This window comes from Variovorax sp. YR752 (assembly GCF_943372545.1).
Genome location: NZ_CALRZC010000158.1, coordinates 1 through 20,226 on the forward strand (window position 1 = coordinate 1; position 20,226 = coordinate 20,226).

The 20,226-nt window shown below is 67.5% G+C and carries 20 protein-coding genes; 13 read left to right on the plus strand and 7 right to left on the minus strand.

Annotated features, from left to right (window positions below):
- Window positions 1-63 precede the first annotated feature (63 nt).
- Window positions 64-765: a Crp/Fnr family transcriptional regulator gene (locus tag AAG801_RS28460; RefSeq protein ID WP_341891421.1), complete on the minus strand. Its 702-nt coding sequence runs from the start codon at window positions 763-765 to the stop codon at window positions 64-66.
- 160 nt (window positions 766-925) lie between these two features.
- Between AAG801_RS28460 and AAG801_RS28465 the strand changes: the two genes are divergently transcribed.
- A complete protein-coding gene (locus AAG801_RS28465; protein ID WP_341891407.1) occupies window positions 926-1,360 on the plus strand; it encodes a BLUF domain-containing protein in 435 nt (144 codons plus the stop codon).
- A gap of 97 nt (window positions 1,361-1,457) precedes the next feature.
- On the opposite strand, the gene AAG801_RS28470 is transcribed toward AAG801_RS28465, so the two are convergent.
- Window positions 1,458-1,775 carry a DUF2917 domain-containing protein gene (locus tag AAG801_RS28470; protein WP_341891408.1) on the minus strand — a complete coding sequence of 106 codons (318 nt, stop codon included), beginning with the start codon at window positions 1,773-1,775 and terminating at the stop codon, window positions 1,458-1,460.
- A gap of 174 nt (window positions 1,776-1,949) precedes the next feature.
- Between AAG801_RS28470 and AAG801_RS28475 the strand changes: the two genes are divergently transcribed.
- The gene (locus tag AAG801_RS28475; protein WP_101491141.1) at window positions 1,950-2,933 is read left to right on the plus strand and encodes a LysR substrate-binding domain-containing protein; all 984 of its coding nucleotides are present in this window, start codon (window positions 1,950-1,952) and stop codon (window positions 2,931-2,933) included.
- 6 nt (window positions 2,934-2,939) lie between these two features.
- Here AAG801_RS28475 and AAG801_RS28480 read toward each other — a convergent pair whose 3' ends face one another.
- Window positions 2,940-3,557: a 5-formyltetrahydrofolate cyclo-ligase gene (locus tag AAG801_RS28480; RefSeq protein ID WP_341891409.1), complete on the minus strand. Its 618-nt coding sequence runs from the start codon at window positions 3,555-3,557 to the stop codon at window positions 2,940-2,942.
- 9 nt (window positions 3,558-3,566) lie between these two features.
- On the opposite strand from AAG801_RS28480, the gene AAG801_RS28485 reads away from it, so the two are divergent.
- The 3 genes from AAG801_RS28485 to AAG801_RS28495 all read left to right on the plus strand — a co-directional run bounded on the left by AAG801_RS28485 (window position 3,567) and on the right by AAG801_RS28495 (window position 6,958).
- On the plus strand, window positions 3,567-5,597 hold the full coding sequence (locus AAG801_RS28485) for a transglycosylase SLT domain-containing protein (RefSeq protein WP_341891410.1): 2,031 nt from the start codon (window positions 3,567-3,569) through the stop codon (window positions 5,595-5,597).
- Window position 5,598: 1 nt separating this feature from the next.
- Complete coding sequence (locus AAG801_RS28490) at window positions 5,599-6,162, plus strand: MgtC/SapB family protein (RefSeq protein ID WP_341891411.1); 564 nt, start codon at window positions 5,599-5,601, stop codon at window positions 6,160-6,162.
- A gap of 109 nt (window positions 6,163-6,271) precedes the next feature.
- Entirely contained in the window at window positions 6,272-6,958 is a 687-nt protein-coding gene (locus AAG801_RS28495; protein ID WP_341891412.1) for a glutathione S-transferase family protein, read from the plus strand.
- 16 nt (window positions 6,959-6,974) lie between these two features.
- Here AAG801_RS28495 and AAG801_RS28500 read toward each other — a convergent pair whose 3' ends face one another.
- Window positions 6,975-7,712, minus strand: a complete 738-nt coding sequence (locus tag AAG801_RS28500) for an OmpW family outer membrane protein (protein WP_341891413.1) — start codon at window positions 7,710-7,712, stop codon at window positions 6,975-6,977.
- Window positions 7,713-7,877: 165 nt separating this feature from the next.
- Between AAG801_RS28500 and AAG801_RS28505 the strand changes: the two genes are divergently transcribed.
- The 4 genes from AAG801_RS28505 to otsA all read left to right on the plus strand — a co-directional run bounded on the left by AAG801_RS28505 (window position 7,878) and on the right by otsA (window position 13,589).
- Window positions 7,878-9,149, plus strand: a complete 1,272-nt coding sequence (locus AAG801_RS28505) for a multifunctional CCA addition/repair protein (protein ID WP_341891414.1) — start codon at window positions 7,878-7,880, stop codon at window positions 9,147-9,149.
- Between the two features lie 335 nt (window positions 9,150-9,484).
- Window positions 9,485-10,276 (plus strand): trehalose-phosphatase, encoded by a 792-nt coding sequence (otsB, locus tag AAG801_RS28510; protein WP_341891415.1) that lies wholly within the window; start codon window positions 9,485-9,487, stop codon window positions 10,274-10,276.
- Window positions 10,273-12,207, plus strand: a complete 1,935-nt coding sequence (locus tag AAG801_RS28515; RefSeq protein ID WP_341891416.1) for a glycoside hydrolase family 15 protein — start codon at window positions 10,273-10,275, stop codon at window positions 12,205-12,207. Before otsB ends, AAG801_RS28515 begins: the two co-directional genes overlap by 4 nt.
- Entirely contained in the window at window positions 12,204-13,589 is a 1,386-nt protein-coding gene (gene otsA / locus AAG801_RS28520; RefSeq protein WP_192195032.1) for an alpha,alpha-trehalose-phosphate synthase (UDP-forming), read from the plus strand. The genes AAG801_RS28515 and otsA overlap by 4 nt, the downstream gene beginning before the upstream one ends.
- Window positions 13,590-13,607: 18 nt before the next feature.
- Here otsA and AAG801_RS28525 read toward each other — a convergent pair whose 3' ends face one another.
- Entirely contained in the window at window positions 13,608-14,090 is a 483-nt protein-coding gene (locus tag AAG801_RS28525; protein ID WP_099795145.1) for an Lrp/AsnC family transcriptional regulator, read from the minus strand.
- A 140-nt stretch (window positions 14,091-14,230) separates the two neighbouring features.
- Between AAG801_RS28525 and glmS the strand changes: the two genes are divergently transcribed.
- Complete coding sequence (gene glmS / locus AAG801_RS28530) at window positions 14,231-16,111, plus strand: glutamine--fructose-6-phosphate transaminase (isomerizing) (protein WP_099795146.1); 1,881 nt, start codon at window positions 14,231-14,233, stop codon at window positions 16,109-16,111.
- Between the two features lie 227 nt (window positions 16,112-16,338).
- Here the strand turns inward: glmS and AAG801_RS28535 are convergent, their stop codons facing one another.
- Window positions 16,339-17,145 (minus strand): DUF1266 domain-containing protein, encoded by an 807-nt coding sequence (locus AAG801_RS28535; protein WP_341891417.1) that lies wholly within the window; start codon window positions 17,143-17,145, stop codon window positions 16,339-16,341.
- 3 nt (window positions 17,146-17,148) lie between these two features.
- Entirely contained in the window at window positions 17,149-17,670 is a 522-nt protein-coding gene (locus AAG801_RS28540; protein WP_341891418.1) for a hypothetical protein, read from the minus strand.
- Window positions 17,671-17,940: 270 nt separating this feature from the next.
- Between AAG801_RS28540 and AAG801_RS28545 the strand changes: the two genes are divergently transcribed.
- From AAG801_RS28545 to AAG801_RS28555, 3 genes are all read left to right on the plus strand, one after another.
- Window positions 17,941-18,378 carry a hypothetical protein gene (locus tag AAG801_RS28545; RefSeq protein ID WP_341891419.1) on the plus strand — a complete coding sequence of 146 codons (438 nt, stop codon included), beginning with the start codon at window positions 17,941-17,943 and terminating at the stop codon, window positions 18,376-18,378.
- A gap of 184 nt (window positions 18,379-18,562) precedes the next feature.
- Window positions 18,563-19,246, plus strand: coding sequence for a response regulator transcription factor (locus AAG801_RS28550; RefSeq protein WP_099797390.1), 684 nt, complete (start codon window positions 18,563-18,565; stop codon window positions 19,244-19,246).
- The coding region (locus tag AAG801_RS28555) for a histidine kinase dimerization/phospho-acceptor domain-containing protein (protein WP_341891420.1) at window positions 19,243-20,226 on the plus strand (984 nt) is incomplete at its 3' end. The genes AAG801_RS28550 and AAG801_RS28555, both read left to right, overlap by 4 nt.

Below are 20,226 nucleotides of genomic sequence, written 5' to 3' on the forward strand. Positions count from 1 at the left end.
CTGCAGGCCTACCAGAGCGACCTGCGGCAGCTGGTGGCCGCGCGCTGAGGCGGCCGGCCTCCATCAGATCATCGGCACCGGCCGCAGCGGGCGCTCGAAGTAGTCGCCCAGCGTTTCGAGCGCATGCGGCTCCAGGATGCGCAGCCAGCCGCCGTCGAGCTTGTACAAACCCAGGCGCTGCAGCCGCCGCATCGTCTTGTTGGTGTGCACCAGCGACAGCCCGAGCGCGTCGGCGATGTGCTGCTGGTTGAACGGAAACTCCACCCACTCGTCGCGCACCATGCCCAGGCGCTGGGCGCGGCGGTACAGGTGCATGAGCAGCATGGCCACGCGCTCGCCGGCGTTGCGGCGGCCCGCGGTGACGAGGTGGTCGTCGACCATCTTTTCCTCGCGCGCGGCGAGCCAGGTGATGTCGTAGCCGAGCCGGGGCTCGGCGTGGAACAGTTCCCACAGGCGGTCGCGCGAAAAGGCGCAGAGCGTGGCGTCGGTCACGGCCTCGACGCCGTGGGTCTGGCCGTCGGCGAACTCGTCCTGCAGGCCGATGAAGTCGCCCGGCAGCAGGAAGCCCAGGATCTGCCGGCGGCCGTCGCTCAGGGTCTTGTAGCGGAAGGCCCAGCCCGCGTAGAGCGTGAACAGCTGCGGGCTGGCCCGGTGCTCCTCGACGACGGTGCCGCCCGCCTCGACGCGCCGGGTGCCGACGCGGAAAGACTCGATGGCCTGGAGCTGCTGCGCCGTCACCGGCAAAAAGGCCTCGAGGCGGCGCAGGGCGCAGTGCTCGCACGCGTTCGCGCCCTGGGGCGGTGCGGCGGCAACGGGATAGTCCTCGAATTTCACGCCGCACTATAGGCTGCGGCGCTGTGTCTTTTGACATTTCGGGGCGCGGGGCGGCTCCCTAGACTCGGAAGCGATTACCCTTCCGCACCGAATGACACAAGAACAATCACCCGCATCAGCCACCGCAGAACCGGAACAACTGCACGAATTCCTTTACTGCAGCCTGCTCGTGCAGGACCTGCCGCCCGCCACAGTGGGCGCCATCGTCACCCAGGCCCGCGCGCGCAATGCCGTGGACGGCATCTCCGGCCTGCTGGTGTTCGACGGCCAGTGCTTCTGCCAGCATTTCGAGGGGCCGCGCGAGGCCGTACAAGGGTTGATGGCGCGGCTGCAGCGCGACCCCCGGCACGTGGCGCTCGTGGTGGTCCACGAAGGCCCGCTGGCCGAGCGGCGCTACACCGGTTTTGCGATGGGCCTGGCCGAATGCGAGGGCCCCGACCCGATCTCGGCCCTGCAGGCCCTGCGCGGGGAGGCCGCGCTGGCGCACTTCCTGGCACTGCGCGGCAGCTTCGACATCAGCAGCTGAACCTGGCGGCGGGCGCAAAAGCGCCAGGCAAAGAAAAAGGCGGCCGAAGCCGCCTTGGTTCAGGAGTGCTGGAGGTGCCAGTCGTGCGGGCGGTCGGTCAGACCGGGTCCCACGCGTAGGTGGCACCGTAGCCATCCCAGGCTTCCATCACGATGCGCTGGCCGGCGGCCACCGTGAGCGACTCGCCCGGGGCCAGCACGATGTCTTCGCTGGGGCCATGGGCCGTGGCGTCGGGCGTGACCCACACGCGGCCCTGCTTGACGCGCAGCACGTTGGCCGACCGCGCCTTCAGGCTCATCGCCTCGCCGGGCGCGATCTGCCAGGCGCCACGGCGCACGGCCGGCGGAATGGCCGCGGTGCGGTTGGCGTGGGACAGGGAAGCGAGCGATTCGTTGGTGCAGACGGCGGTGGACATGGTGTGGACTCCTAAGCTGGTCCGAAGCGCATTGACAGACAGAGAGGTTGGCGCAGTTCGGGAATGAATGATCGTTTCTGCGGCCTTGGAGGTCCAATGAAAACGAGGTAGCCTACTGATGCGCGTTTCGCATCAATCGATCTGGCCGCCGGGACGCACACCAAAGTCATACCCATGCAACATTCGCAAACCCACCTGCGTTCCCGCCCCATTTCCGCGGGGCACCTGCGGGCCTTCGAGGCGGTCGCGCGGCACCTCAATTTCCGCGCCGCGGCCGAGGAAATGGCGCTCACCCAGTCGGCCGTGAGCCGGCAGATCCAGTCGCTCGAAGAAGAGGTGGGCGTGTCGCTGTTCCTGCGTCACACGCGGGCGGTCGAGCTGACCAGCGCCGGGGCGCAGCTGCTGCTGTCGGTGCAGCAGGCGCTGCCGCGCATCGACATGGCGGTGCGCCAGATTCGCCAGAGCGCGGGGCGCAAGAGCGTGGCGCTCACCACCTTTGCCTCGTTCGCCTCGATGTGGCTGATTCCGCGGCTGGAGGCCTTCCAGCGCGACAACCCCGAGATCGACATCCGCATCGACGCCAGCGACATCGCGGTCGACCTCGACGTGGCCGACGTGGACATTGCGCTGCGCTACGGCCCGCCCGAGGCCATGCCCGCCGGCGCCGTGCGCCTGTTCGGCGAAAACCTGACGCCGGTGGCGAGCCCGTGGCTCATCAAGAGCAACCCGCCGATCAAGACGCCGGCCGACATCGCCCGCTTCACGCTCATCGAGGCCGGCGACGCGCACCGCACGCACCTCGAATGGCTCACGTGGCGGCGCTGGTTCGAGGTGAACGGCATGGAGCGCGCGCAGCCCAAGCGCTGGCTCTACTTCAACTATGCCTACCAGATGGTGCAAGCCGCGCTCACCGGCCAGGGCGTGGTGCTGGCGCGCAACTCGCTGGTGGCCGAGAGCCTGGCCAACGGCGACCTGATCGAGGTGCTGCCGCAGCACCGTCTCGATTCGCCAATGGCCTACTGGCTCATCTCGGGGCCGCGCAACGCACTGCGGCCGGAGATCAAGGCTTTTTCCGACTGGCTGGAAGCGCAGGCCGCCATCACGCGTGAAACGGTGGGCGAGGTGCCCGACCCGGACACGGTCGACAACCTCGACTGAACCGGGTCAGGACGTCGGCCAGACGACGCCGTTGTCGTTGAGGATGGCGTCCAGGGGCAGGTCGTGCGCCTCCGGCTCGAAGTCTTCGAGGAAGCCGTTCGTGAAGCCCAGCCCCACGGTGACCGGCCGGGGCTCGAGCGCCGCCAGCGTGCGGTCGTAAAAGCCGCCGCCGTAGCCTAACCGGTAGCCGCCCGCGCTGTAGCCCACGCAGGGCACGAACAGCAGCGTCGGCACGATCAGTTCGGTGTCCTTGGGCTTGGGAATGCCGTAGGCGTCTTCTTCCATCTGGCAGCCCGGGTACCAGGCGTGGAAGGTGAGCGTCTTGTGGACCTTGTCGATCACCGGCAGGCCGATGCGGCGGCGCTGCGTTTCTTCCATGAGCTCGCCGTCTTCCTTCCAGCGGTGCAGGGCGGGCAGGGGGTCGAACTCGCCCTTGATCGGCCAGTAGGCGCCGATCACGGTGTCGGGCCGGCCGACCAGCCAGATCCGCATCACACGCTGCAACAGGTCGGCCCGCGCGAGGCGGTCGGGCATGCCCAGCCGTTGCTCGATGAGCGCCTTTCTCAGCTGGCCCTTCAGAAAACTCGCGGTGGCCGAGGTGTCGGCATCCTTTGACTTGTCCATAATCCCCCGATGCAGTTCCCAAGCATTTTGGCATCCGCGCGCGCTCATCCGCGTCGCGGCGCGCCCGCCCTGATTTTTTCCGCCGTTCTTGCACTCGCCGCGCTGCTGTCGCAACAGCCCGCCGCCGCGCAGAACAACACCAACGACGACGTGCTGGTCCAGATGAAGCAGGCCTTCCAGCGCGGCGACAAGGCCCGCCTCACGGCCCTGCTGCCGCAGGCCCGCGGTCACGCACTCGAACCCTGGGCCGCCTACTGGGAGCTCAAGGCCCGCCTGCAGGAAGCCGCGCCCAACGAGGTGCAGGACTTCTACGCCCGCTACCCCAACACCTACCAGGAAGACCGCCTGCGCAACGACTGGCTGCTGCTGCTCGGCCAGCGCCGCGACTGGGACGGCTTTGCCGCCAATATCGCCGGCTTTCGCATGGCCGACGACGCCCAGGTGCGCTGCTATGCGGTGCTGGTCGACACGCTGCGCACCGGCACGGCCACGCAGGCGCAGGCCGACGAGGTGCGCCGCAACTGGTTCGCGCAGAAGGACAGCGACGACGGCTGCCTCACCGCCGCCGACCGCATGGTCGCGGCCCGCCTGATGACCACGAACGACGCCTGGAAGAAGGCGCGCCTGGCCATCGAGGCCAACCGGCCCGCAGCCGCACGCGGCGCCGTCACCATCGCCGCACCCGACGCGCTGCCGCTGTTCGAAGAGGTCAACGCCAGCGCTGCCAAGTTCCTCACCGGCCGCGCCTTCGTGGCCGCCAAGTCGCGCAAGGAACTGGTGGTGCTCGCGCTCATCAAGATCGCGGTCGCCGACCCCGACCAGGGCGCTGCGCAGCTCGACAGCAAGTGGAGCCCGATGCTCTCCGCCGAAGAGCGCAACTGGGTCTGGGGCACCATCGGCCGTGCGGCCGCGAACAAGCTCTCGCCGATGGCCGTGAGCTACTTCGGCAACGTCACGAAGAACAGCGACCTGTCGGACGACATGCTCGGCTGGCGCGTGCGCGCCGCACTGCGCGCCAGCCAGTGGAAAGACGTCGCACCCGCCATCAACGCCATGAGCGATGCCGCCCAGCAAGACCCCACCTGGGTCTACTGGAAGGCCCGCGCGCTCAGCACCGCCGGCGGCGACGAGCGCCGCGCCCAGGCCCGCGAGCTCTACACCAGCATCGCCGGCACGCGCGGCTTCTACGAAATGCTGGCGCTCGAAGAGCTGGGCCAGCGCGTCGTGGCGGCCACGCGCCCCGCGCCGCTCACGCCAGAAGAAAAGAACGCCGCGCGCACCAACCCGGGCCTGCAGCGCGGCCTGCAGGCCATCGGCATGGGCCTGCGCTCCGAAGGCACGCGCGAGTGGAACTACGCCACCAACCTGCACGAGAAGGGCGGCATGGACGACCGCGCCCTGCTGGCCGCTGCCGACCTGGCCTGCCAGCGCGAGGTGTGGGACCGCTGCATCAACACCAGCGAGCGCACCAAGGGCGTGATCGACGTCGAGCAGCGCTTCCCCATGCCGTTCCACGACACGGTGCTGCGCAAGAGCCAGGACATCGGGCTCGACCCGGCCTACGTGTACGGCCTGATCCGCCAGGAAAGCCGCTTCATCATGGACGCACGCTCGGGCGTCGGCGCTTCGGGCCTCATGCAGGTCATGCCCGCCACCGCGCGCTGGACCGCCCGCAAGATCGGCATGACCGACTTCACGCCCGGCCAGATCAACGACCGCGAGACCAACATCACCATCGGCACCAACTACCTGAAGCTCGCGCTCGACGACTTCGATGGTTCGATGGCGCTGGCCGCCGCGGCCTACAACGCCGGCCCCGGCCGCCCGCGCAACTGGCGCAACGGCCCGGTGATCGATGCGGCCATCTGGGCCGAGAACGTGCCCTTCAACGAGACGCGCGACTACGTGAAGAAGGTGCTGGCCAACACCACCAACTACGCCGCCCTCATCAGTGGCAAGCCGCAGTCGCTGAAGGAGCGCCTGGGCCGCGTGGGCCCGCGCAACGCCGCCGAGCCCGAGCCGAACAAGGACCTCCCCTGACATGACCTGGCGCGATGAGGTGCTCGACACCGTCGCGTCCGAGTTCTCGGACGTGGGCGATGTCGCGCAGCTCACGCGCATCGCGGTGCGGCTGCTGCTGGCGGCCGTGCTGGGCTTTTTTCTGGGCTTCGAGCGCGAGCAGCAGGGCAAGGCGGCTGGCGTGCGCACCCACATGCTGGTGGCCATCGGCTCGGCGCTGTTCGTGCTGATTCCGCAGCAGACCGGCATCGTGCCGGCCGACATGAGCCGCGTGATCCAGGGGCTGGTAGCCGGCGTCGGTTTTCTGTGCGCCGGCACCATCCTCAAGCAGGGCAAGGACGAATCCCACGTGCAGGGCCTCACCACCGCCGCCGGGCTCTGGATGACGGCCGCCATCGGCATGGCCTGCGGGCTGGGGCGCGAGGTCACGGCCGTGCTCAGTGCGCTGCTGGCGCTCGCGGTGCTGTCGCTGGTGCCGCGCCTCGTGACCCTGATCGAGCGCGTCGTGAAGCCAGCGGCGGATGCGGGCGCCTCCGGCCCGCGCGTGATCGTGCCGCCCGAATCGCGCCGCGACGACGAACGTTGAAGCGGCCTGCATCAATTCGCGCCGCCTTCGGCATCAATCGCAGCGCGCCGCCCGGCTAGCATCGACGGCTTTGCCCCGCATTCCCGCAATGACCCGGAGACCCTGACAGATGTCCAAGCTCTACATCGGCAACAAGAATTACTCGTCGTGGTCCATGCGCCCCTGGGTGCTCATGACCCAGGCCGGCATTCCCTTCGAAGAGGCGATGGTGCGCTTCGATTCGTTCGATGCCACCTCGCAGTTCAAGCACGTGATCGGCGCCATCAACCCCGTGGCCAAGGTGCCGGTGCTGGTCGACGGCGACCTTGCCGTGTGGGACACGCTCGCCATCGCCGAGTACCTGGCCGAGCGCTTCCCCGAGAAGCAGCTGTGGCCCCAGGGCGTGGCCGAGCGGGCCCGCGCGCGCAGCGTCTGTGCCGAGATGCATTCGGGTTTCACCAACCTGCGCGGCGCCTGCCCGATGAACATCGAGGCCTCGCTGCCCGAGGTGGGTGCGCGGCTTTTGGCCGAGCAGCCCGGCGTGCAGGAAGACCTCGACCGCATCGTGCAGATGTGGACCGAGCTGCTCGAGACGCACGGCGGCCCGATGCTGTTCGGCGCCTTCACCATCGCCGACGCCTTCTTCGCGCCGGTGGGCATGCGCATCCGCGGCTACGGCCTGCCGGTGCCGCCGGCCATCGACGCGTACATCGCGCGCGTGGCGGCCCTGCCGGGCGTCGCCGCATGGATCGCGGGCGCCCTGGCCGAGAAGACCTTCGTGGCCTTCGACGAGCCTTACCGCACCTCGCGCGACTGAGGCTCGCCGGACTTCATCAGAACCGGTACGTCGCCGCCAGGTAGGTGACGATCGGGTTCAGCTTCAGGCTCGACTCGCTGCGCGCCACCGGCAGGCCGGTGATGCTGGTCGTCGTGAGCTTGGCCTTGGTCTTCAGCGGGATGTACGACACCGAGAACGACACGCCCCAGTGCTTGTCGAACTGGTAGGCCACGCCGGCGTTGAGCACGGGCGCGAACGAGCTGTCGAGCTTGGCGGTGGTGTTCACCGACGACGGACGCACGTGGAACTGGCTGGCCAGCGCGCCCTGCAGGTTCGACGTGAGCTTCACGTCGCTGTACCAGACATAGGTGGCGCCCAGGCCCACGAACGGACGGAAGGCGTCGTTGCCTTCGTTGAAGTAGTACTTGGCCAGCACGGTCGGGCTCCACTGGCGGGCCTGGCCGAGCTCGCCCACGCGCGCCAGCGTGCCGGTGCCGTGGAGCTTGAACTTGGGCGGCACGCCGAGCACGCCCTCGACGGCCCAGTGGCTGTCGACGAAGTAGGCGATGTTCATGCCCAGCGTGTCCGAGTTGCTGACGCTTGCGCCCGAGCCGGCCAGCACGCTGTGCACGGGCGAGGTCACGGTCAGCGGCTTGCTCGAATCCTGCGGCGACAGATGGAACCAGCCGGTGCCGACGACCCAGTCGCCCGCGTTCTGCGCCATGGCGCTGCCCGACGTCAGGCCCCCGAGTGCCGCCAATGCCAACGATGCTGTTGTTGTGAGTTTCTTCATAGGTGTGAATGCTCCTTGGGTGTTGAAAACAGCCCCGCGCGCGGGGGCGCCGGCCAGCGACCGGTGCTTCGCGCGATGCGAATTTACGAACGGTCGTTCGCATCGCTCGAAGATTATCGAACGACCGTTCTTTTTGTACAGGGCGAGTATCCCTACACTGCACTCATGAACATTTTTCTCGTCGGCGGTGCACTGCGCGACCGGCTGCTGGGCCGTCCTGTGTCCGACCATGACTGGCTCGTGGTGGGCGCCACGCCCGAGGCCATGGTGGCGCGCGGCTACCTGCCCGTGGGGCGCGATTTCCCCGTGTTTCTGCATCCGCGCACGCGCGAGGAGTACGCGCTGGCCCGCACCGAACGCAAGAGCGCGCCGGGCTACCGCGGCTTCGTCGTGCATGCGGCGCCCGACGTCACGCTGGAGCAAGACCTCGCGCGGCGAGACCTCACCGTCAACGCCATTGCGCTGCCCGCCGAGCACGTGGCCGACGACGGCAGTTTCGATCCGCGCCCCGAGACGCTGGCTGACCCTTTCCAAGGCCAGCGTGACCTGCGCGACAAGGTGCTGCGCCACGTGACCGACGCCTTCCGCGAAGACCCCGTGCGCATCCTGCGCGTGGCACGCTTTGCCGCGCGCTTCGACGACTTCACCGTCGCGCCCGAGACCATGGCGTTGATGCGCGAGATGGTCGCGGCCGGCGAGGTCGATGCGCTGGTGCCCGAGCGCGTGTGGCAGGAGCTCGCGCGCGGCCTCATGGAAACGCGGCCCTCGCGCATGTTCGACGTGCTGCGCGACTGCGGCGCGCTCGCCGTGCTGCTGCCCGAGGTCGATCGGCTCTGGGGCGTGCCGCAACCGGCGCAGCACCACCCCGAGATCGACACCGGCGTGCACCTGATGATGGTGCTCGACACCAGCGCGCGCCTGGGCGCCACGCTGCCCGTGCGCTTCGCCTGCCTCATGCACGACCTCGGCAAGGGCACCACGCCGGCCGACATGCTGCCGCGCCACATCAACCACGAGCTGCGCAGCGTCGACCTGCTGCAAGACGTGTGCGAACGCTGGCGCGTGCCCGTGGAGCTGCGCGAGCTGGCCGAGGTGGTGGCGCGCGAGCACGGCAACATCCACCGCAGTGCCGCGCTCGGCGCCACGCCGCTGGTGCGGCTGCTGGAGCGCTGCGACGCCTTCCGCAAGCCGGCGCGCTTCGCCGAGGCGCTGCTGGCCTGCGAATGCGACGCGCGCGGCCGGCTCGGCTTCGAAGACAACGCCTACCCGCAGCGCCCGCGCCTGCTCGCGGTGCTCGCGGCGGCCCAGGCCGTGGCCACCGACGTGGTGGCGCGCGAGGCGCAGCAGGCCGGCGCCACCGGGCCGCGCATCGGCGAGGCGATCCACCGCGCGCGCATCACGGCGGTGGCGGCGTCATTGCCGGCCACGGCCGACTAGGGCCTGCTCACCCTATTTCTGGCGTCGCGTTGGCCGGCAAAGGGGCTGGCTGCAAGGCGCGCGTGCGCAGCAAGGCTTCTGCCTTGCAAGCGCGGGCAACGCCGCAGACGGCCCCTTTGCCGGCCAACCCGAAGGGAAGGTCTGCCACGGCGGGCCACTCGGCGTTGCGCTCCTTGCGTGTGCGCATGCACACGCGGCGTCACGCGCCTTGATTGGCCCGCCGTGGCAGACCTTCGCGACGCCAGAAATAGGGTGAGCAGGCCCTACCCTCATCGGCGCACGCCGGGACTTTGGCCGACACGCGCCGCGTGCGAGCCGTGCTATGGTTTTTCCCAATGCCAAAGTCCTCCAGCAGCAACGCACAGTTGCCTCCTCCGCCGGGCCGGGACGCCGCCCTTTTTCTTGATTTCGACGGCACGCTGGTCGGCCTTGCCGCCACGCCTGAAGCCATCGAGGTGCCGCCCGCCCTCGTGCCCCTGTTGAGCGACCTGCGCGACCTGCTCGGTGGCGCGCTCGCCGTGGTGTCGGGCCGCCAGATCGACGCCATCGACCGCTTTCTCGCGCCGCTGCGGCTGCCCGCCGCGGGCGAGCACGGCGTGCAGCGCCGCGATGCCAAAGGCGGCATGCAGGAGCAGCGCGCGCCCGACCTCGTGCCCATCCTCGACGTGGCCAACGAACTCGCGCGCATCCACGAAGGCCTGCTGGTGGAGCGCAAGCACGCCGCCATCGCGCTGCATTACCGGCTCGCGCCGCAGCTCGAGGCCGTGTGCCGCGACGCGATGACGCGCGCCATCGAAGGCCGTCCGCAGCTGGAGCTGCTGCACGGCAAGTTCGTGTTCGAGGTGAAGCCCACGGGCGTGAACAAGGGCCTCGCGATCGAGGCTTTCATGAATGAGGCACCCTTCGCGGGCCGCACGCCGATCTTTGCGGGCGACGACACCACCGACGAGAGCGGCTTCGCCGTCGTGCAGCCGCGCGGCGGCGTCGCGATCAAGGTCGGTGCCGGGCCCAGCCTGGCGCTGCACCGGCTCGAATCACCGCGCGCGGTCTACGAATGGCTGGTGCAGGCACGCGATCGGCTGGCCGCACCTGCCCCCAAGAACACATCACCGAGGAATCCCGCATGAGCGAACACCAACTGTCGGAGGCCCCGGAGGACCGCGCGGGCGACGCCCTGGCGGGCGCGGCGGGCCCCGACGAACAGGCGCCGGCGGACGTCGCGAAAGTTGCGGCGAAAGTGGCCGCGGCCCCACCGCGCGGCTTCGCGCCGCCGGCCGAGCCTTCGCTCAATGTCGGCGTCATCGGCAACTGCGCCTACAGCGCGCTCATCGATGCGCGCGCCCGCGCCGTCTGGTGCTGCCTGCCGCGCTTCGACGGCGACCCGGTCTTCAACGCGCTGCTGCACCCCGGCGAGGAAGCCGGCGCCTGGGCCATCGAGATCGAGGACTTCGCTTCCAGCAAGCAGTGGTACGAACCCAATACCGCCGTGCTGCGCACGCAGCTGTTCGACAGCGCAGGGCAGGGCATCGAGATCACCGACTTCGCGCCGCGCTTCTACAGCCGCTCGCGCTACTTCCGCCCGCTCATGATGGTGCGCCGCGTGCGTCCCATTGCCGGCGCGCCGCGCATCCGCGTGGCGCTCGACCCGCGCTTTCAATGGGGCGCTTCGGAACCCATCGAGGTCACACGTGGCAGCAACCACATCCGCTACGTCGGTCCTGACGTGACCTTGCGGCTGAACACCGACGCGTCGATCTCGCACATCCTGTCGCGCCAGCCCTTCGTGATCTCGCGCGAGTACAACTTCATGTTCGGCGTGGACGAGACGCTGCTCGAAGGCATCGCCGACACCGCGCGCAAGTTCGAACAGGAAACCATTGCGTACTGGCGCACCTGGAGCAAGCGCCTGGCCATTCCCTTCGAGTACCAGGACGCGGTGATCCGCGCGGCCATCACGCTCAAGCTCTCGCTGTACGAGGACACCGGCGCCATCGTCGCCGCCATGACCACCAGCATCCCCGAGGCGCCGGGCAGCCAGCGCAACTGGGACTACCGCTACTGCTGGCTGCGCGACGCCTTCTTCGTGGTGCGCGCGCTCAACTCGCTGAGCGAGGTGGGCACGATGGAAGACTACCTGCGCTGGCTCGGCAACGTGGTGATCGGGTCGCACGGCGAGCACATCCAGCCGCTGTACGGCATCGGGCTGGAGCGCGAATTGCCCGAGTCTTTTGTCGACGGCCTGCCCGGTTACCGCGGCATGGGCCCGGTGCGCGTGGGCAACCAGGCGCAGGAGCACTTCCAGCACGACGTGTACGGCAACATCGTGCTCGGCGCGGCGCAGGCTTTTCACGACCACCGGCTGCTGAGCCGCGCGGGCGTGGCGGAGTTTCCGCACCTCGAAGCGGTCGGCGAAAAAGCGGTGCGCGTGTACGGCACGCCCGACGCCGGCATGTGGGAGCTGCGCACGCGCGCCCGCGTGCACACCAGCTCGGCGCTCATGAGCTGGGCCGCCTGCGACCGGCTCGCCAAGATCGCGCGCACGCTGGAGCTGCCCGAGCGCGCGGCCTACTGGCACGGCCATGCGGCGCGCATGAAGGAAGAAATTCTGGCCAAGTCGTGGAGCGAAGAGCGCCAGGCCTTTGCCGAGAGTTTCGGCGGCCACGAGCTCGACGCCAGCATCCTGCTGATGGTCGAGGTGGGCCTGATCGATGCGCGCGACCCGCGCTTCATCTCCACCGTCGACGCGATGGAAAAGTCGCTCTGCGACGGCCCTTACATGCGCCGCTACGAAGCGGCCGACGATTTCGGCAAGCCCGAGACCGCCTTCAACATCTGCACCTTCTGGCGCATCGACGCGCTGGCCAAGATCGGCCGTAAGGCCGAGGCGCGGCAGATCTTCGAGACCATGCTCGCCGCGCGCAACCCCCTGGGCCTGCTGTCGGAAGACACGCACCCGGTGACGGGCGAGATGTGGGGCAACTTTCCGCAGACCTATTCGATGGTCGGCATCATCAATGCGGCCGTGCGCTTATCCGCTCCTTGGGATTCGTGCATATGAGCCGTCTCGTCGTCATCTCGAACCGCGTGGCCGACCCGCGCAAGCCGGCAGCCGGCGGCCTGGCCGTAGCCCTGGGCGAAAGCCTGCAGCAGAGCGGCGGCCTGTGGTTCGGCTGGAGCGGGCAGATCGTCGAAGGCGGCCCCACGGGCGAAGGCGAGCTGCACACGCAGCAGGCCGGCAAGGTCACGCTCGCCACCATCGACCTGAGCCGCGACGACCACGACAGCTACTACCTGGGCTACAGCAACGACGTGCTGTGGCCGGTGTTCCACGACCGGCTCGATCTGGCGCACTTCGAGGCCGGCTTCATCGGCGGCTACCGGCGCGTGAACCAGCTCTTTGCGCGCAAGCTGCTGCCGCTGCTGCGCGAGGACGACATCCTCTGGGTGCACGACTACCACCTGATCCCGCTCGCGGCAGAGCTGCGCGCCATGGGTTGCAAGCAGCGCATCGGCTTCTTCCTGCACATTCCGCTGCCGCCGCAGATCATCATGGCGGCCATTCCGCAGCACGAGTGGCTGATGCGCTCGCTGTTCTCGTACGACCTGATCGGTTTCCAGGCCGAGCAGGACGTGCAGCACTTCGCGCACTACGTGCACAACGAGGCGCACGGCGAAGCGCTGGGCGGCGACCTGTTCCGCGCCTACGGCAACACGGTGCGCGCGGCTGCCTTTCCGATCGGCATCGACGTCGACGAGTTCGCGGCGCTCACGCACGCCAAGGAATCGCGCGACATGTACGAGACCATGAAGCGCGAGTACTCGAGCCGCCGGCTGCTCTTGGGCATCGACCGGCTCGATTATTCGAAGGGCATCCCGCAGCGCGTGCGCTCGTTCCGCGAGCTGCTGGCCAACTACCCCGAGAACCGCCGCAGCGCCACGCTGATCCAGATCGCCTCGCCCACGCGCGAGACGGTCGATGCGTACGGCGACATCCGCCGCGAACTCGAATCGCTGTGCGGCGCCATCAACGGCGACTACGGCGAGCTCGACTGGATGCCGGTGCGCTACATCCACCGCATGGTCGCGCGCAAGCGGGTGCCGGGGCTGTGCCGCGCGGCGGCCGTGGGGCTGGTGACGCCGCTGCGCGACGGCATGAACCTCGTGGCCAAGGAATACATCGCCGCGCAAGACCCGGCCGACCCTGGCGTGCTGGTGTTGTCGCGTTTCGCTGGTGCGGCCGAGCAGCTGAAGGAAGCGCTGCTAGTGAACCCGTACGACACGCACGGCACCGCCGAGACGGTGCAGCAGGCGCTGCAGATGCCGCTGGAAGAGCGGCGCGAGCGGCACCAGAAGCTGCTGGCGCGCATCCGGGCGCAGGACATCCACTGGTGGCGGCGCACGTTCCTCGAAGCGCTGCGCGAGGCGGCGAGCGAGCGCTGATCGTTTCAGGAGCCCGCGTCAGCCCAGCGGAATGCGGGCCCCGAACTTCGCGCGCTTGAGGCTGAAGAACGCCTTCACATTGCGCACGTTGGCGTCGGCCGTGAACAGCCGCTGCGTCAGCGCGCCGTAGCCGGGCATGTCGCGCGCCACCACCACCAGCACGAAATCGGGCCCCGGCGACACGCGCCAGCACTGCTGCACCGCGTCGTCCGCGATCACGCGGGCCTCGAACGCGTCGAGCGCGGCGGCGTCCTGCCGGTCGAGCGAAATCTCCACCACCGCCTGCAGGCCGTGGCCCAGCACCGTGGCGAGCCGGTCGGGGGAGAGCAGGGCGACCTGGCGCTCGATGAGCCCTTCCTGCCGCAACCGCTGCACGCGGCGCAGGCAGGTCGGCGGCGAGATGCCGACCTCGGCCGCCAGGCGCTGGTTGGTCTGCGAGGCGTCGTGCTGGAGCGCGTCGAGCAGCTTGAGATCGATCGCGTCGAGGGAGATTGATTCCATGTTGGTTGAAATTATGGAATAAAACTCCATCTGCAGGTTTGGGTGAAATAAAAGTCCAAAACCGTGGAAATTTAGACGCCATATTTCTTGGTCGCCTCCCTACCATCGAGCCCTTCTGTTCTTCAAGACAAGGTACACCTATGTGCGGCATCGTCGGCGCAGCCTCCCATCGCGACATCGTTCCGGTCCTGGTCCAGGGCCTTCAGCGGCTCGAATACCGTGGCTATGACTCCTGCGGCGTCGCGGTGCATGCGGGCGGCCTGAGCCGTGCGCGCACCACCTCGCGTGTGGCCGAACTGCTGACCCAGGTGCGCGACGACAAGATCGAAGGCCTCACCGGCATCGCCCACACGCGCTGGGCCACCCACGGCGCACCGGCCGTGCACAACGCGCATCCCCACTTCAGCCACGGCCCCGGCGCCGACGCACCGGCCGCGCGCCCGGGCCGCATCGCGCTCGTGCACAACGGCATCATCGAGAATCACGAGCCGCTGCGCGCCGCGCTCGAAGCCAAGGGCTACGTGTTCGAGAGCCAGACCGACACCGAGGTCATCGCCCACCTCGTCGACAGCCTCTACAACGGCGACCTGTTCGAAGCCGTCAAGGCCGCCGTGCTGCAACTGCATGGCGCCTACGCCATCGCCGTCATCTGCCGCGACGAACCGCAGCGCGTCATCGGCGCGCGCGCCGGCTCGCCGCTGATCCTCGGCGCGGGCAAGGACGGCACCGAGAACTTCCTGGCCAGCGACGCGATGGCGCTGGCCGGCGTGACCGACCAGATCGTGTACCTCGAAGAAGGCGACGTGGTCGACCTGCAGCCGGGCAAGTACTGGATCGTCGACAAGAACCACAAGCCCGTCACCCGCACCGTGCGCACCGTGCACGCCCACAGCGGCGCGGCCGAGCTGGGCCCGTACCGCCACTACATGCAGAAGGAAATCTTCGAGCAGCCGCGCGCCATCGGCGACACGCTCGAAGGCGTCGAGGGCATCGTGCCCGAGCTGTTCGACGGCATCGGGCAGGACGGTGCCACCGGTGCGAGCGCGCACCGCGTGTTCCAGGACATCGACAAGATCCTCATCCTGGCCTGCGGCACCAGCTACTACAGCGGCTGCACCGCCAAGTACTGGCTCGAGAGCATCGCGAAGATTTCAACCCAGGTCGAAATCGCCAGCGAGTACCGCTACCGCGACTCCGTGCCCGACCCCAAGACGCTGGTCGTCACCATCAGCCAGTCGGGCGAAACCGCCGACACGCTGGCCGCGCTCAAGCACGCGCGCTCGCTGGGCATGGAACAGACCCTGACCATCTGCAACGTCGCCACCAGCGCCATGGTGCGCGAGTGCAAGCTGGCGTACATCACGCGCGCTGGCGTCGAAATCGGCGTGGCGTCGACCAAGGCCTTCACCACCCAGCTCGCGGGCCTGTTCCTGCTGACGCTCGCCATCGCACAGGCCAAGGACCGCCTGAGCGCCGTCGACGAAGCGCGCTACCTGAAGGAAATGCGCCACCTGCCGGTCGCGCTGCAGTCGGTGCTCGCGCTCGAGCCGCAGCTCATCGGCTGGGCCGAAGACTTCGCGCGCAAGGACAACGCCCTGTTCCTCGGCCGCGGCCTGCACTACCCGATTGCACTCGAAGGCGCACTCAAGCTCAAGGAAGTGACCTACATCCACGCCGAGGCCTATGCCGCCGGCGAACTCAAGCACGGCCCGCTCGCGCTCGTCACGAGCGAGATGCCCGTGGTCGCGGTGGCGCCCAACGACGCACTGCTCGAAAAGCTCAAGAGCAACCTGCAGGAAGTGCGCGCCCGCGGCGGCGTGCTCTACGTGCTGGCCGACGGCGACACGCAGATCGCCAGCGGCGAAGGCCTGCACGTGATCCGCATGCCCGAGCACTACGGCGCGCTGTCGCCGCTGCTGCACGTGGTGCCGCTGCAGCTGCTGGCGTATCACACGGCGTGTGCGCGCGGGACCGATGTCGACAAGCCGCGGAACCTCGCTAAAAGCGTGACGGTGGAGTGAGGGGCGCGTGGGCGGCGCGATCCTGATGATCGCGCCAAATAAAGTCTCGAACGTGCAAATAGAGCTTTAAATACTCTGCATTTGTTGATTTCCGTTTGCGAGTGATCCAGTGTTCCATCCGAGCAACGGCCGAAAGAAATTACGGCCGGTCAGTTCGCGATGGACAGGTGGATCAAACGTCCACGGAAATCAACAAGGAGTGATCCGACGCTAGCGTCGAATGCAGCTCACAGAGGCGACAGAACCCAAGGGCTCGTTTTGTCAGTCATGAGATCTTCGGCAATGCCGATGATTCCGCCCAGAGTCATGTTCTGACCCGCCCAGCTGGCCCGGCCAATGATGTAGCTCTTTGCAAACTGCGGCCAGGACGAGAAATTCGAGCGCAATTCTTTGTCTGCATGCGCAAGAATGCGATCGAATTCAGCCTGCTCGATGTATTTGCAGTCCAATGACATCCGTGCAACCGTGACGAGGCGACCCAGATCCCAGGCAAGGATGCCGGCGCTGTAATCCTTGGGAAGGTACGAGCCATTGACTTTGTCTTCGAGAAGACGAAAAACGGACCGCAGATTTTCCAGCATCTCCATCGCCTGCGCCAAAGCCGAGAAAACGAGGTCTTTTTCCTCACACGGCCCCTGTGCGGCAATCTGCTCGCGCACCGTTTCCGGGGAACCGTATCGACCGCTGGCTATCAAGGCCTCGAGAATCTCCTGGCGGCCGTCTCCTGAAGCACCATCGCTGTCAATACGAAAAACAATGTCGTAAAAAAAGCGATGGCCATGGCGACCGAGCGACGCCAGGGTTTCAGCAGCCTCCTGAGGCGAGCGTATGCCCCAGTGTGAGCCAAGTCCCTCGGAGAGAGTTTCGTCAGACAGCCCCGTTGCGTAGCTGTCGCAATACGCCATGATCTGTTCGGAGTTGATGAGCCCCGCTTGAAGTGCTCGCTGCGCGACCGGGTCCGCTGCGGCTCCATCGGGGCAATTCCTGTATTTTTTTCCAGAAACTATCTGGAACAACTTCTTCAAGAAACCCATGGGTCAAATTTGCTTGAAGGCGGCATTGACGGCGCGATGCTTGAGCGCATTCACAAGAACATCAAAGTCTGAATCCTTTGCCATGTGAATGGCATCGAACTCATGCTTCTTGGAGGCCATCGACGGCGTGCTGATTTCTATTGTTTTCTCTGCACTCGATGTCGAGGTTTCCGGAATGTCCGTGATGGTGACTTTTTTGATGGCGTCATAGCCCACCGTCGTCAGTACGCCAGCGAATTTCTTGACGGTCGTGAAAGACATGCTCTTTTCATCAAGCACAATGCTGGCGCCCTGACTGTTGGCTGCGCGCTTCTTGAAAAGTGTTCCGACCGTAAGGTACGTGACATACGCCCCGATCAACATGAGAACGCCATTGGCCACGCCGGTCGGCAGGTGAAGCCGAAGGGTTCCTATTTTCAGATCGGCAATCGGATAAAAAATGGCGGCGATGATGATTGACGGGCCAATAAGACCGAAAACGTACTCGAGAATCGAGTATTCCATCTTGTAATTAATGGTCTGCATGTAGCATATTTCCTTATATTTGATTTTGGCCGGGCGATCGCCCGGCAGGTAGTCGGTCCTGAAAATTCCTCCAACCCCCAGACTAATGTAACAAGTCGCATCTAGATGCCGCCAGCCCGCTGTACCTCCAATGCGCCTGCAAAGTCTTCGCCTGCCTTCGTGCGCAACACGTGCATCGCGATGGCGGTGAGCGCACTTCTGGCTGCTTGCAGTTCACACGATCCCCAGCCGCCCGCGCGAATGCCACCCGCACCTGCTGCCCACACCACGGTGGTGATGCTGCCGCCCATCGCGTACGGGCATGACCAAGGCCGCCAGATGTCTGAATCCGATGACGCGTGCGGTGTGCAGGAACCGCTGCGTCAGGCCGTGCAGGATCAGTTGAAGGCGCGGTATGACGTTGTGCGCCCCGTGCCCGGTACCACCGGCAGGGAAGCCGCCCTTTGGCTGAAGATCGAAATCATGGACATCGTGACCGTCAGCGCCGGCGGCCCCACGATCGTGGTCATCCATGCGGTGCTTGAACAACCGGGACTGCCCACCGCGCAGTTCAAAGGCCTGCGCCAGGTGCACACCCCCTACGCCGATGTCACGGCGGAGACGACCGAATGCAGCGCAATGGACGCAGTGCTTCACGGGTTGGGCGTGGACGTTGCGGAATGGATGCGCAAGCCGGTGGACGGGGTGTCTCTGGTGAACGGAGAGTGAGCTCAGCCCCGCGGCCTTCATGGACAAATGGTAATGAAGCGCGGGCCTTTCCCGCTTCCAGCTGGGCTAGGATTTATGTTGCAGCCCCTGCGTCCCGGGGGGCACCACATGAGTTCAACGGCTCCGTCATCCATGGGTATTTCTTGTCGTGGCCGCACCGACTGACGTGCTCGGCCCCACCGTCATCTGGCACTGCCTCATCGTCGAGGACGATGCCGACAACGCGCGCTACATCGCCGAAGGCTTCCGCTCGCTCGGCCATGTGGCGGTGATCAGCCGCGACGGCGCGGATGCGTTCGCGCGCGCCACGGGCGAGACGTGGGACCTCGTCATCCTCGACCGCATGCTGCCCAACGACGTGGACGGCCTGTCGATCCTCACCACGATGCGCGCCCTCGGCAAGAAGACGCCGGTGCTGGTGCTCAGCGCATTGAGCGCGCTCGACGAGCGCGTGCGCGGGCTCAAGGCCGGCGGCGACGACTACCTGGCCAAGCCCTTTGCCTTTTCCGAACTCGCGGCGCGCGCCGAAGCGCTGGTGCGGCGCTCGCGCAGCGGGCCCGAGATCCGCACGCTGCAGCTGGCCGACCTCACGCTCGACCTGGCGCGCCGCCACGTGGAGCGCGGCGGCCGGCCCATTGCGCTGCAGCCGCGCGAGTTCAGGCTGCTGGCCTATCTCATGATGCATCCGGGCCAGGTGGTCACGCGCACCATGCTGCTCGAGGCCGTGTGGGACTACCAGTTCGACCCGCAGACCAACGTGATCGACGTGCAGGTGAGCCGCCTGCGCGGCAAGCTCGATGCGGGCGGCGCGCCGACGCTGATCCACACCGTGCGCGGCGTGGGCTACACGCTGGCCGCGCCGCAATGACCCGGGCCCTGCGCCAGCTGTGGCGCTCGGTCGGCTTCCGGCTCGCCTTCTACTACGGCCTGCTCGTCGCCATCACGATGCTGGCCGCACTGGCCATCGTCTACATGCAGACCGTGGGCGTGCTGCAGCAGCGCATGGCGCGTCAGGTGGCGACCAGCATGCAGCAGCTGGTGGTGCGCTACGAAGCGCGCGGCGCCGAGGGCGTGGCGGGCGAGATCACCCACGCGCTCTCCGACGGCCGCAACTCCGACAACGAGATCTATCTGCTCACCGACCGCGAGGGAAACAAGCGCGCGGGCAACCTCGACCAGATGCCTTCGCTGGCACCCGACGCGGGCGACGGCGTGCACCGCCGCGTGGTGCGCGCGGGCCAGACCGTCATCGCCTACCTCGTGATGCGTCCGCTGCCCGACGGCGGCATGCTCGTGGTGGGGCACGACCTGCGCGACCAGGAGTCGATCGAATCGCTGGTGGCGAGCGCCAGCGCGGCGGCGGGCATCGTGGCGGTGCTGCTGCTCATCGGCGGCACCTTCGTCTTCCGCCAGGAACTGGAGCGCAGCGTGGGCGCGGTGCGGCGCACGGCCGCGCGCATCGCGGCGGGCGAACTGCAGGAGCGCGTGGCGCCGTCGGGCGAGGAGGACGAGTTCGCGCTGCTGGAAGGCGACATCAACGCGATGCTCGACCGCATCCAGTCGCTGATGGACGGCGTGCGCCATGTGTCGAACACCATCGCGCACGACCTGCGCACGCCGCTCACGCGCGTGCTGGTGCGCCTGCGTGCGGTGGAGGCGGGGCTCGAGCTCGGCGACGCAAACCACCCGCAGCGCGAGCCCGTGGCCACCGCCATCCGCGAGCTCGAGGAGCTGGCGGTGATGTTCGAGAAGCTGCTGCAGATCGCCGAGGTCGAGGCCGGCGCGCGGCGCCAGCAGTTCGCGCCGGTGGCGCTGCACGTCATCGCGGACGACGTGGCGGAGCTGTAC